Annotated in this window: 12 protein-coding genes; 5 read left to right on the forward strand and 7 right to left on the reverse strand. The window is 64.0% G+C overall.

The annotated features are described in order from the left end of the window. Positions 1 to 170: 170 nt before the first annotated feature. From AC07N6_RS20415 to lptF, 3 genes are read right to left on the reverse strand one after another with little or no spacing between them, the layout of a single operon-like run. Positions 171 to 560: a sirohydrochlorin chelatase gene (locus tag AC07N6_RS20415; protein ID WP_494781988.1), complete on the reverse strand. Its 390-nt coding sequence runs from the start codon at positions 558 to 560 to the stop codon at positions 171 to 173. 20 nt (positions 561 to 580) lie between these two features. Further along, positions 581 to 1714 carry an LPS export ABC transporter permease LptG gene (gene lptG / locus AC07N6_RS20420; protein ID WP_494781989.1) on the reverse strand — a complete coding sequence of 378 codons (1134 nt, stop codon included), beginning with the start codon at positions 1712 to 1714 and terminating at the stop codon, positions 581 to 583. A gap of 1 nt (position 1715) precedes the next feature. Continuing rightward, positions 1716 to 2846 (reverse strand): LPS export ABC transporter permease LptF, encoded by a 1131-nt coding sequence (gene lptF / locus AC07N6_RS20425; protein ID WP_494781990.1) that lies wholly within the window; start codon positions 2844 to 2846, stop codon positions 1716 to 1718. Positions 2847 to 2993: 147 nt separating this feature from the next. Between lptF and AC07N6_RS20430 the strand changes: the two genes are divergently transcribed. The 5 genes from AC07N6_RS20430 to AC07N6_RS20450 all read left to right on the forward strand — a co-directional run bounded on the left by AC07N6_RS20430 (position 2994) and on the right by AC07N6_RS20450 (position 8073). Next, entirely contained in the window at positions 2994 to 4514 is a 1521-nt protein-coding gene (locus AC07N6_RS20430) for a leucyl aminopeptidase (RefSeq protein ID WP_494781991.1), read from the forward strand. A 108-nt stretch (positions 4515 to 4622) separates the two neighbouring features. Beyond that, positions 4623 to 5525: a dienelactone hydrolase family protein gene (locus tag AC07N6_RS20435; RefSeq protein ID WP_494781992.1), complete on the forward strand. Its 903-nt coding sequence runs from the start codon at positions 4623 to 4625 to the stop codon at positions 5523 to 5525. A gap of 162 nt (positions 5526 to 5687) precedes the next feature. Next, on the forward strand, positions 5688 to 6449 hold the full coding sequence (locus AC07N6_RS20440; protein ID WP_494781993.1) for a MipA/OmpV family protein: 762 nt from the start codon (positions 5688 to 5690) through the stop codon (positions 6447 to 6449). 77 nt (positions 6450 to 6526) lie between these two features. Beyond that, on the forward strand, positions 6527 to 7294 hold the full coding sequence (xth, locus tag AC07N6_RS20445) for an exodeoxyribonuclease III (protein WP_494781994.1): 768 nt from the start codon (positions 6527 to 6529) through the stop codon (positions 7292 to 7294). Positions 7295 to 7329: 35 nt separating this feature from the next. Next, on the forward strand, positions 7330 to 8073 hold the full coding sequence (locus AC07N6_RS20450) for an SDR family NAD(P)-dependent oxidoreductase (RefSeq protein ID WP_494781995.1): 744 nt from the start codon (positions 7330 to 7332) through the stop codon (positions 8071 to 8073). 28 nt (positions 8074 to 8101) lie between these two features. Here the strand turns inward: AC07N6_RS20450 and AC07N6_RS20455 are convergent, their stop codons facing one another. From AC07N6_RS20455 to AC07N6_RS20470, 4 genes are all read right to left on the reverse strand, one after another. Next, entirely contained in the window at positions 8102 to 8371 is a 270-nt protein-coding gene (locus tag AC07N6_RS20455) for a hypothetical protein (RefSeq protein WP_494781996.1), read from the reverse strand. Further along, positions 8368 to 8874, reverse strand: coding sequence for an arsinothricin resistance N-acetyltransferase ArsN1 family B (locus AC07N6_RS20460; protein WP_494781997.1), 507 nt, complete (start codon positions 8872 to 8874; stop codon positions 8368 to 8370). The genes AC07N6_RS20455 and AC07N6_RS20460 overlap by 4 nt, the downstream gene beginning before the upstream one ends. An 85-nt stretch (positions 8875 to 8959) precedes the next feature. Further along, entirely contained in the window at positions 8960 to 9985 is a 1026-nt protein-coding gene (locus AC07N6_RS20465) for a porin (protein WP_494786274.1), read from the reverse strand. A 206-nt stretch (positions 9986 to 10191) separates the two neighbouring features. Beyond that, complete coding sequence (locus tag AC07N6_RS20470) at positions 10192 to 12078, reverse strand: propionate--CoA ligase (RefSeq protein ID WP_494781999.1); 1887 nt, start codon at positions 12076 to 12078, stop codon at positions 10192 to 10194. Positions 12079 to 12114 lie beyond the last annotated feature (36 nt).

The raw sequence follows: 12114 nt of genomic DNA on the forward strand, positions 1-12114 counted from the left end.
CTATGTCCCGGTACACGTGTTACCTATGTCTCAGGTCTATACAGCGGGCCAAAGAAAGTGAGCGGCTGCCGGGCCGCACCCGGCGCTCCCCTCCGACCGGAGAAAGAAAAGCATAGAGCCAGTACATCTGCACAAAGCAAAAGCAGACTACCCAAAAACATCAAACCAAACTACCCAACAGCCTTAACACAATAAGCAGAAATAGCCCGCAACACAGCATCGTCCTCACCAGCAGCCGGTACATCATCAATCCGCACTTGCGGATAAGCCTGACGCAGTTGCCCCAGCAATTGCGGCAAGTCACGCCGCACATGCCCCCCCTGCCCCAAAAAGACCGGCACGACGGTAATACGCTGCGCGCCGCCAGCCACGGCCTGCGCCGCGGCGGCAGGCAAATCCGGCTGCATCAGTTCCAGAAAAGCCAGTTGCACATTCACATCCGGCATCGCGGCCTGCACCAGCACGCGCAAACGTTCAAACGGCCCCGCCCAGGCCGGATCACGCGCACCGTGCGCGAACAGGATCAGGCTGTGGGCAATAGAGGCTGGCATGAGCGGCATGGCTGGCTGGGGCGTATGGCCTAGTTGCGTTCAACCCACCACAACGCGCCGATGGCCAGCACCATGAACAGCAGGCTGGGCAGCGCCGCCGTCACGAAGGCCGGCCAGGTATTGAGCAGGCCGAGGTGCGAGAACAGGCTGTTGATGAGCTGGAAGCACACGCCGATCATGATCCCGGTGAAGATCTTCAGGCTCACGCCGCCGGCGCGGAAATGCAGGTAGGCGAACGGCAGCGCCAGCGCCATCATCACGAAGATGGACAAGGGATAGACGATCTTCTTCCAGAACGCGATCTCGTAACGGTCGGTGCGCTGGTTGTTGGCTTCCAGGTGCTTGGTGTAAGCGAGCAGGTCGTAGGCCGACATGTGGTCCGGATCGGCGAACAGCACCGACAGGATTTCCGGCGTCACTTCCGATACCAGCCGCATGCTGTCCAGCCTGGTGGTCTTGATCGGCTCGGTGATCTTGCGATCCTTGTTGCCGTCGGCGAAGTCCGATTGCAGCACGCCGGAGAGTTTCCAGACATGGTCGCCCTGATAATCGCCGGAGGTTGCCGTGATCATGCGCGCCATGTGGAAATCCGTGTCCAGCTCGTACAGCTTGACGCCTTGGATGCGGCCGTCCGGCTGGATCGACTGAATGTTGATGAAGCGGCTGCCGGTGACATTGCCGTCCAGCCCCTGGTCCTTGATCACATCCTTGGCCCACATGCCCGAACGGAACTGCGACGACAGCGAGGCGCCCTGGGCCTGCAGCTTGAGTTTTTCGGCCCATTCGGAAGCCTTGGGGGCGATGATTTCGCCGAACACGATGGTCAGCGCCACGAAGCCAATACCGATGCGCGCCAGCACGCGCGCGGCCATGCCGGTGGACATGCTGGACACGCGCATGATGGTGAACTCGGAACGCGCCGCCAGTTGCGACAGCGTGTAGATGGTGCCGATCAGCACCGCCGTGGGCATCAGTTCATACACATTGCCCGGCAGCCCCATGACCACATAGAGCACCGCCTGCTGCAGCTGGTAGCCGTTGCGGCCGACCTGCTCCAGTTGGCCCATCATCTCGAAGAAGGCGAACAGCGCCAAGAAGGCCGCCAGGGCGAACAGCACCGAGCGGGTGATCTCTGTTCTGAAGTAACGTTGGATGACTCTCATGTCAGGCCTCGCGCTTGAAGATCAGGGCGCGGCGCATGGCCGACCAGATGACCGCCGGATGATAGCGGCTGTTGATATTGAGCCGCAGCACGAACATGCCCACGATCAGCAGCACCACCATCGCATGCACCGGCCACCAGGCCAGCATGAAGGACATGCGCCCCTGCGCCACCGAGGCCTGGAATACGCTGACCGTATTGCTGTAGACCACGAACAGCAGCAGCGCCACCAGCAGGCCCAGCGAACGGCCCGCGCGCGGGTTGACGAAGGACAACGGGATCGCCAGCAACATCAGCGACAGCCCCATCAGCGGCAGCGCGATGCGCCACAGCAATTCGCCGCGCGCGAAACCGTCGTTCTTGGCCAGCAGCTCATTCATCTGCATCGCCCGCGCCGAGCGGTCGCCGGCGGCGGCCTGCGACTGGCTGCCGATCAGCAGGCCGTAACGCTCGAAGTCGACGATCTGGAAATCCGGCAGGCCGGGGGCGCCGTCATAGCGGCGGCCCTGGCTCATGACCACGAACTTCTCGCCGTCCTTGTCGACCACGGTCTCGCCTTCCTTGGCCACCACCACGCTGTTCTTGCCGTCGGAATTGATGGTGTTGACGAACACGTTGCGCACCTTGGCGGCGTCGCCGGAAATGCCTTCGACGAAGAAGATGCGGTTGGCGCTGGCCGACTCCTGGAACTTGCCGGGAGAGACCCGCGCGATATCCTCACGCTTTTCAAAGCGTTCGCGGTATTCGCTGCTCTGCTGGTTGGCCCAGGGGGTGACGACGAAGGAAAGCACCGCCACCAGCACCACGATGGGCCAGCCGAACAGCAGCACCGGCTTGACCCAGCGCGTCAGGGAAAGCCCGGCGGAAAACCAGACCACGATTTCGGAATCCTGATAACTGCGGGTCATCACCAGCAACACCGAAATGAAACCGGTCAGCACCAGGATCACCGGCATGTAATTGAGCGACTGGAAACCGATCAGGGCGATCACGTCCTGCGACGCGACCTGGCCACCGGCGGCCTGGCCGAGGATCTTGATCAGCATCACGGTGAGCGTGATGGTGAAGAGCGTGGTGAAGACGGCACCTGCGGTGCTCGTCAATTCGCGTCGAAGTGCGCGCTGGAAAATCATGCGAAGCCGGGAACTTGTCTAATAGGTGGGCGTAAATGCGGAAAGATCCTGTCCGACCCGGCGCAACGTATCCGGGAGGCATCTCCACCGCACGTGGCGGCGAAATGGGCTCTATAATCGCCGGGTAAATCAAACAAAGGACGAACGATGGACTTTAGCACAAAAACATTGGACGCAAAAACCGCTGTAACCGCTGTCAAGACTGGCGCATTGGTGGTCGGCATCCATGAAAACCGCAAGCTGACCAAGGCTGCCGCCGCGCTGGACAAGCTGGGCGCGATCAGCGCCGCGCTGAAGTCCGGCGACATCTCCGGCAAACCCGGCTCGACCCTGCTGCTGCGCGGCGTGACCGGCATCGCCGCCGAACGCATCGTGCTGCTGGGCCTGGGCGCCGAAGAAGAGAACTCCGACAAGAGCTTCGCCGCCGCCACGCAAGCGCTGGTGCGCACGCTGGCCACGCTGGGCTGCGACGACGCGGCGCTGGCGCTGCCGTTTTCCGCGGTCAAGGGCCGCGACCTGGCCTGGGCCGTGCGCAACGTGGTGCTGGCCGGGCGCGACTCCATCTACCGTTCCGACGCCCTCAAAAGCAAGAAGGACCCCGCCCCCACCGGCGTGAAGAAAATTGCCTTCCTGACATCGGCAGCCGAGGCGCCGGCCGCCAAGGCCGCGGTGGCCGAAGCCGTGGCGCTGGCCAACGGCATGGCGCTGACCAAGGAACTGGGCAACCTGCCCGGCAACGTCTGCACCCCGACCTACCTGGCTAACACCGCCAAGAAGCTGGCCAAGGAATTCAAGCTGGGGGTGGAAGTGCTGGACCGCAAGCAGCTCGAAGCGCTGAAGATGGGCAGCTTCCTGTCGGTCACCAACGGCAGCGACCAGCCGCCCAAGTTCATCGTCTTGAAGCACATGGGCGGCAAAGCCAAGGATGCGCCGATCGTGCTGGTGGGCAAGGGCATCACCTTCGACACCGGCGGCATTTCGCTGAAGCCCGGCCTGAACATGGATGAAATGAAGTACGACATGTGCGGCGCCGCCTCCGTGCTGGGCACCTTCCGCGCCATCGCCGAACTGGACCTCAAGCTCAACGTGGTCGGCGTCATCCCGACCTGCGAAAACATGCCTTCCGGCCGCGCCACCAAGCCGGGCGACATCGTCACCTCGATGTCGGGCCAGACCATCGAAGTGCTCAATACCGATGCCGAAGGCCGCCTGATCCTGTGCGACGCGCTGACCTACGTCGAGCGCTTCAAGCCGGCTGCCGTGATCGACATCGCCACCCTGACCGGCGCCTGCATCGTGGCCCTGGGCCACCACAACTCCGGCCTGTTCACGCGCGAGGACGAGGCCCACGACCAACTGGCCAACGACCTGCTGGCGGCCGGCCGCGCCACCGGCGACACCGCCTGGCGCATGCCGGTGCAGGACGTCTACCAGGAACAGCTGAAGTCCAACTTCGCCGACATCGCCAACATCGGCGGCCAGCCCGGCGGCAGCGTCACCGCCGCCTGCTTCCTGGAGCGCTTCACCCGCAAGTACACCTGGGCCCACCTGGATATCGCCGGCACCGCCTGGAAGAGCGGCGCCGCCAAGGGCGCCAGCGGCCGGCCGGTGCCGCTGCTGACCACGTACCTGCTGAACCAGGCGCGCCGTAAGCCCTCCCGCGCCTGATGCACGGCGGCGCGCCTGGCATGAGCAATGTCCCGCACCTTGCATGCGATGGCGCCGCCTGAACATCGCCAGCACGGCCAGCCACCGCATCGCCGGTGGCTTTTTTTCTTGCCCGCTGCAGCAGCGCTGGCGCTGGCCTTGACGCTGCCGCCTGCGGCGCCGTCGCATGCAGCAGCAGCGGCGGCCTTGCCGCAGACCGTCTACTTTCCCTCCGCCGACGGCCGCACCGAACTGACCGGCTATCTCTTCGTACCCGCCGGCCCCGGGCCGCATCCCGCCATCGTGATGCTGCACGGACGCGGCGGCCCCTATTCCAGCAACATCAACGCCCAATGCACGCGGGTCGGCCGCGACATCGCCTCGCCCTGCGCTGCCGGCGCGCTGACGCTGCGCCATCGCGCCTGGGCAAGTTACTGGGCCGGGCGCGGCTACCTGGCCCTGCACGTGGACAGCTTCGGCCCGCGCGGCGTGGCCCATGGCTTTGGCCGCCACACCCACGGCGCGCCCGAACGCGCCGCCGTCAATGAGCTGGATGTGCGCCCGCTGGATGCGGAAGGCGCGCTGGCCTACCTGGCCGCGCGCGCCGATGTCGCGCCTGGCCGCATCATGCTGCAAGGCTGGTCCAACGGCGCCAGCACGGTGCTCAACGTGATGCACCGCCAAGCCTTGCGGCATGGCGACGGCAACCCCGCATTCGCGGCGGCGCTGGCCTTCTATCCAGGCTGCGGCCCACGCGCCCTGCTCTCGCAAACGCCGCGCATCGATCGACCGCTGCAGGTGCTGCTGGGCGCCGACGACGAGGAAGTCTCGGCGGCAACTTGCGAACGCGTACTGGCGCATGCCCGCATCGCGGCCGATACGCCGCCCCCGGTGGTCACCACCTATCCCGGCGCCACGCACGACTTCGACGATCCCGGCCGCCAGCGCCAAAGCCTGGACGCCAACCGCGCGGCGCGCCGGGATGCGCTGGAACGCCTCGGCCCCTGGCTGGAGCAGGCGCCATCCCGGTAATGCCCTGCGCATTGCCAGGCGAAACAGCCGCCAGGATTGCGCCCCAACCCGCCGGGGTCAATCCGGATACAATGGCGCGCAATATATCGCCATGTATCATCATGTAACGCCATGTTTATAGCCATGCTCCAGACTCATGCAGTGCCTGCCACCGGAAAAATAATGAAGACGTCGATCGCGATCGCCCTGGCCTTGTGGTGCGCCGCCCCCGCCATGGCGCAACAAACCGCCCCCGACAGCATCGACAGCGCCGCGCTGCCGGATCGCATCGTCGGCGACCTGGGCGCCGGCGTCTATCACCTCGAACGCAATGTGCTGGACAAGAGCGCCCACAACACCGTGCTGCCTTATGCCTATTTCGATTACGGGCGCTTCTTCGCCCGCCTCGATACGTTCGGCGTCAAGACCGCCAGGATCGGCGCCGGCTACCTGGAGCTGGCCGCACGCGTCAGTTTCGATGGCTTCGATGCGGAGCGCGGCTTGCAGCGCCGTTCCAATCCGATCCCGCTGGGCATCGGCACCTTCCAGGAAACGCCTTACGGCGCCTTTTTCCTGAACGCCTTCTACGATTTCAACCAATCGCACGGCACCCTGGCCGAAGCGATCTACGCGGCCCAGGTCGATGTCGGGCCGGTCAGCATCTATCCCCAGATCGGCGTGGAGCGCCGCAGCGCCAACTACAACAATTACTTCCTGGGCGTGAGCGCGGCCGAATCGGCCGCCAGCGGCTACCGCCAATACCATGCCGGCGCTTCCAACAACGCCATTGTCGGCCTGAGCGCCGATATCCCCGTCAATGCCGACTGGCGGCTCAATCTCACCTGGCGCCGCAAATGGCTTGGCAGCGGCGCCGCCGACAGCCCGATCCTCAACCACAAGATCGAAGACATGGGGCTGGTCGCGCTGAACTACCACTTCAAGTAAGCGCGGGTGAATGCGGTAAGATGGCGGACTTCGCCCGCACAGGCGGAACTGTCCGTTCATCACCTGCCATCGCTACCATGAAAATCGCCACCTGGAACGTCAACTCCCTCAAGGTCCGCCTGCCGCAAGTACTCAAATGGCTGGAAGAAAATCCGGTCGATGTGCTGTGCCTGCAGGAAACCAAGCTGACGGACGACAAGTTCCCCGTGGCGGAAATCGCGGCGGCCGGTTACATGGTCGAATTCTCCGGGCAAAAAACCTACAACGGCGTGGCCATCCTGTCGCGCCATCCGATGAGCGACATCGTCAAGAACAATCCGCTGTTCCCGGATGAGCAGCAGCGCATCATCGCCGCCACCATCGAAGGCGTGCGCTATGTGTGCGCCTACATCCCCAATGGCCAGTCGCTGGAGTCGGAAAAGTATCCGTACAAGCTGGGCTGGCTGGCGGCGCTGCATGCGTGGCTGCAACAGGAGCTGGCAACGCACCCGCGCCTGGCGCTGCTGGGCGACTACAACATCGCGCCGGAAGACCGCGACGTGCACGACCCGGCCGCCTGGCAAGGGCAGGTGCTGGTGTCGGAACCGGAGCGCGAGGCTTTCCGCAAGCTGCAGGCGATGGGCCTGACAGACGCGTTCCGCCTGTTCGAACAGCCGGAAAAAATATATAGCTGGTGGGATTATCGCCAGATGGGCTTCCGCCTCAACCGCGGCTTGCGCATCGACCATATCCTGCTCACGCAGGCATTGAAAGAACGCTGCACCGCCTGCGTGGTCGACAAGGTTCCGCGCAAATGGGAGCAGCCGTCCGACCATGCGCCGGTGATTGCAACGCTGGCGGATTAGGGCTTGTTTATTCACGCACACAGAAAGCAGGCCATATGAACGCGTCACGTCCTGTCGCCCTGGTGACCGGTTCAACCTCAGGAATTGGTGCGGCAATCGCGCGCCGGCTCTCAAACGACGGCTATTCCATTGTGCTGCATTCGCGCAGCTCGGCCGAGACGGGCCGCGCACTGGCCGGCGAACTCGGATCAGCCGCTTATGTGCAGGCCGATCTGGCTATCGATGCCGACCGCATCAGGCTCGTTCGTGAAGCCATTGCGACATGGGGCCGGCTCGACGTTCTCATCAACAATGCCGGAATCAGCCGCGTCATCCCGCACACCGACCTGGCTGCGGCCACACCCGATGTATGGCAAGAGTTGCATGAGGTGAATGTGGTCGCGCCGTTTCGCCTCGTCGCCGAAGCATCGGCTGCGCTGCGTGAGGCTGCCGCACGAGGCCGGCCGGGCTGTGTCGTCAATGTGAGCTCACATGCCGGTGTGCGCCCCAAGGGAGCGTCCATCCCCTATGCGGCGACCAAGGCGGCGCTCAACCATGTGACCCGCCTGCTGGCTTTATCGCTGGCCCCGGAGATCCGGGTCAACGCCGTTGCCCCCGGCCTGGTCGACACACCCCTGACTGCCGAGTGGACGCAGGCGCAGCAACTCTGGAAGGAACGCGCTCCCATGCGACGATCCGCCAAGCCGGAAGACATTGCACAAGTTGTTTCCATGCTGGTGGCGTCGAACTACCTGACCGGGGAAATCCTGTTATCCGATGGCGGCCTGAACCTGACCTAAGAACAGCGCAGGAACCCGCAACAGGTTCTCATGATGCATCTTCTTTCTTGTTGCGCATGTTTTTCTCGAACTGCACGTCCAGCTTGCTGACCCGCCTGGGCGTCTGCGGCCCATAGGCGTTGACGAAGGCGACAAAGTCGTCCAGCTCCAGCGCCTCGCTCAATTTCTCCATCGGCTTGCCCGCCACGCGCTGGACCAGTTGGAAACGTTCGTCCGAGGTGCGCAGCATCGAATACTGCTTGCTCTGGGCACGCCTGTTGAGGCGTTCGATGGCGCTGGCCGCGCGGGTCGATCTCATTGACCCGGCTCCGCCAGGTTGAGCTGCCAGTAAGCGACATCCAGCCAGCGGTCGAATTTGCGGCCGACCTGGCTGAAATGCGCGCACTTGACGAAGCCCATGCGCTCATGCAAGGCCACACTGGCGGGATTGGGCTGGGTAATGCCGCCAATCGCCAGATGCACGCCCAGCGGCTTCAACGCCTCCAACAGCCGCGCATACAGCCGCTTGCCGGCGCCACGTCCGGCGGCATCCTGGCGCAGGTAGACCGAACACTCGACCGAGTGGCGATAAGCCGCGCGCGGCTTCCATTTGCTGGCATAGGCATAGCCCAGCACGACGCCGTCCTCCTCGTACACCAGCCAGGGAAACTGCGACTGCACCTCGGCCATGCGCCCCTGCATGGTCTCCACGCTGACCGGTTCGGTCTCGAAGCTGATGGTGGTGTGTTCAACGTAGTAGTTGTAGATGCCGCAGATGGCTGCGGCATCGGAGGCCAGGGCGTGACGGATGGGATTGGGCATGATGGTCGGGGGAGCGTGGCGGCAAAGCAGGTAGTTTAACCAAAAGCGGCCCGCCACGCATGCCCGGCCCCGGCCCTGCCGGCCATCAGAAGCGATGCAGCATGCCAACGTTGAGGCCGACCTGGCTGCCGCTTTCCGAATACAGCCGGGACGAATTGCCGACGCCGATCGGATCGCCGCAGGGTATCCAGGCATAGGCTGCCGTGGCATACAGCTCGGTGCGCTTGGACATCGTATGCTTGAGGCGGGTGGCGAAGAGGTTGGGATTGCCGTTGCGGCCCATTGCGGCATTCCTGACATCGACGTGGTAATAACCGAACGCCAGGGTATTGCGGACATCCAATGGCATGGACAGCCCCAGCCAGATAAAGTCGCTGCGCCGGTCGGGGCGATCGCCGATGCCATGCTTGACGTGGCGGCGGTAACCGGCGTAGGACTTCAGCTTGCCGATCGGCGCCACGCCGGACAACGATACGTTTCCCGCACGGCTGTAGCCGCGCGCCAGGGTATCGCTGTTTTCCCGGTCGTAGGTCAGCGTCCAGCCGAAACCGGCATGGCGGTAATCCAATGCGGCGGAATATTTGGCGCCGGCCGATGCCTGGCCTGCCACTTCGCCCAGGCCGTAACTGGCGCCGAAGCGGTAAGGGCCGCTACGGCCTTCATACTTGATCTGATTCGATACCCGCCCCAGCGTACCGTCGCGCCGCCCGCCCCGCAGGTGCGTGCTGACGCCCGACCACGAGTAATTGCGGCCAATCGCATCATTGAGCTTGAAGTCGCCGGTGGTGCTGTCGCTGCGCCCCAGCGACAAACGCCCGTATGCGCCGGCAATGCCGACGTTGGCCTGGCGGTTAAATATCGAACGCGGATCCGCCATGCCTCCGGTATCGGGGCGAAAACCGCTTTCCAGCTGCACGAAGACCTTGTTGCCGCCGCCCAGGTCTTCTTCCGCGCGCAAGCCGATGCGCGAAGAGGAAGTGCCGCCCGGATGCATGCGCAAGATGGCGCCGCCATTCTGGCCCGCATTGTTGATGTATTCGACGCCGACGTCGATCCGGCCGTACAGCGTCACGCCAGAAGGATTGGCCGCGGCCGCGGGCGCCGCCGGCATTGACAGGAAAACGGCACATGGCAGTGCCACGCCGGAAAAGAGAACATTTCGCATCAGATTCGTCCATTGATTAAGGAAACGTCCGGCGCTGCAAACGCAGGGCCGGACGCGAATCGATGCTAAGAAGACTATGTGACCACCCGGTTACCGCCCGAGCCGCCAACGGCAATCTTTATACAACTCTCAAATCTTTTTCAATACATGTACTAACCGCGCCACGCCGCTTTCACCTGCTCCAGCGCCGCCGGGTCTTCAATGGTCGGCAGATCGCCCGGATCGCGCCCTTCGCAGATGGCCTGGATGGCCCGGCGCAGCAGCTTGCCCGAGCGCGTCTTGGGCAGCAGGCCGACGAACAGCACGCGGGATGGCCGCCCGACGGCGCCGATCTGCCGCTCCACCACGCCCATGATCTCGCCCTCCAGCGTCAGCTTCTGCTGCGGCGTGGCGGCGGCATCGGCATGCTTGAGGATGACGAAGGCGTAGGCCGCCTGCCCCTTGAGCTGGTCTTCCACGCCGACCACCGCCACTTCCGAGACATTCGGATGGCTGGAAATGCTCTCCTCGATTTCGCGCGTGCCCAAGCGGTGGCCGGCCACGTTGATCACGTCGTCGGTGCGGCCGAGGATGAAGTAGTAGCCGTCCGCATCGCGAATGCCCCAGTCGAACGTGGAGTAAGTCTCGCGCGCGAAGTTGCGCCAGTAGGTATTGACGAAGCGCTGGTCGTCGCCGTACACGGTCTGCATGCAGCCCGGCGGCAAGGGACCGTCGATCACCACCACGCCCTTTTCATTGGCGCCGCATGGCTGGCCGCTGGCCTCGTTGATGATGGCCATCTTGTAGCCGGGCATCGGCACGCCCGGGCTGCCCAGCCGCGTGGGCTTGTCATCCACGCCGCGGGCGATGGAGATGATGGGCCAGCCGCTCTCGGTCTGCCAATAATTGTCGATCACCGGCACGCCCAGTTCGCCGGCGATCCAGCTGGAAGTGGTTTCATCCAGCGGCTCGCCGGCCAGGTAGAGCGCCTTGAGCGACGAGGTGTCGTGCTTCTGCATGCATTCCGGCGGCTGCTTCTTCAGCACGCGGATGGCGGTCGGCGCCGAGAACATGCGCGTGACCTGGTATTTTTCGACGATGCTCCACCAGATGCCGGCATCGGGCCGGATCGGCAAGCCTTCATAGAGCACCGTCGCCATGCCATGGATCAGCGGGCCGTAGACGATGTAGGAATGCCCGACCACCCAGCCGATGTCGGAGGTGCAAAAGTAAGTCTCGCCGGGATTGCCGCAGAAGATATGTTGCATCGACGATGCCAGCGCCACCGCATAACCGCCGACATCGCGCTGCACGCCCTTGGGCTTGCCGGTGGTGCCCGATGTGTAGAGGATGTAGCTGGTCTCGTTCGATTCCAGCCAGGTTACCGGCACCTGCGTTGCCAGGTAGCGCTCGCGCAGCGGCGCGTAATCGACGTCGCGCTCAAGCGTGCGCGGCATTTCCGCCAGGCCGCGATCGGCCAGCAGCACATGCGCCGGCTTGTGCGCCGCCAGCCGGATGGCCTCATCGAGCAACCCCTTGTAGGGGATCACCTTGCCGCCGCGCGAACCGGCATCGGCCGAGACGATCAGGCGCGGCCTGGCATCGTCGATGCGCGAAGCCAGGCTGTTGGAGGCGAAACCGCCGAACACCACCGAATGCACGGCGCCGATGCGCGCGCAAGCCAGCATGGCGAACACCGCTTCGGCAATCATCGGCATGTAGATCAGCACGCGCTCGCCGCGCGCCACGCCCAGCGACTGCATGGCGGCGGCCATGGCCATGACCTCCTGCTGCAATTCGGCGTAGGTATAGGTGCGCTCGCTGCCGGTCTCGGTGGAAATGGTGATCAATGCGGGCTGCTGCGCCCGCTGCGGAAGATGGCGGTCGACCGCGTTGTAGCAGAGATTGGTCCGGCCGCCGATGAACCAGCGCGCAAACGGCGGCTGCGAATAATCCAGCGTTTGGGAGAACGGCTGCTCCCAGTGGATGCGTTCGGCCTCCCTGGCCCAGAAGAGCTCCGGCTGCTCGATCGACTGCTGATAGAATTCCTCGTATTGCATGACGTCTCCTCATGTCTTCGAATTGGAATCTGTTAT

It is taken from the genome of Herbaspirillum sp. GW821-FHT09A12, from assembly GCF_059418325.1.

Coding starts and splice junctions, on each gene's coding strand:
- AC07N6_RS20415 (WP_494781988.1), bottom strand. CDS start 560: ATGCCGCTCATGCCAGCCTCTATTGCCCACAGCCTGATCCTGTTCGCG.
- lptG (WP_494781989.1), bottom strand. CDS start 1,714: ATGAGAGTCATCCAACGTTACTTCAGAACAGAGATCACCCGCTCGGTG.
- lptF (WP_494781990.1), bottom strand. CDS start 2,846: ATGATTTTCCAGCGCGCACTTCGACGCGAATTGACGAGCACCGCAGGT.
- AC07N6_RS20430 (WP_494781991.1), top strand. CDS start 2,994: ATGGACTTTAGCACAAAAACATTGGACGCAAAAACCGCTGTAACCGCT.
- AC07N6_RS20440 (WP_494781993.1), top strand. CDS start 5,688: ATGAAGACGTCGATCGCGATCGCCCTGGCCTTGTGGTGCGCCGCCCCC.
- xth (WP_494781994.1), top strand. CDS start 6,527: ATGAAAATCGCCACCTGGAACGTCAACTCCCTCAAGGTCCGCCTGCCG.
- AC07N6_RS20450 (WP_494781995.1), top strand. CDS start 7,330: ATGAACGCGTCACGTCCTGTCGCCCTGGTGACCGGTTCAACCTCAGGA.
- AC07N6_RS20455 (WP_494781996.1), bottom strand. CDS start 8,371: ATGAGATCGACCCGCGCGGCCAGCGCCATCGAACGCCTCAACAGGCGT.
- AC07N6_RS20460 (WP_494781997.1), bottom strand. CDS start 8,874: ATGCCCAATCCCATCCGTCACGCCCTGGCCTCCGATGCCGCAGCCATC.
- AC07N6_RS20465 (WP_494786274.1), bottom strand. CDS start 9,985: ATGCCGGCGGCGCCCGCGGCCGCGGCCAATCCTTCTGGCGTGACGCTG.
- AC07N6_RS20470 (WP_494781999.1), bottom strand. CDS start 12,078: ATGCAATACGAGGAATTCTATCAGCAGTCGATCGAGCAGCCGGAGCTC.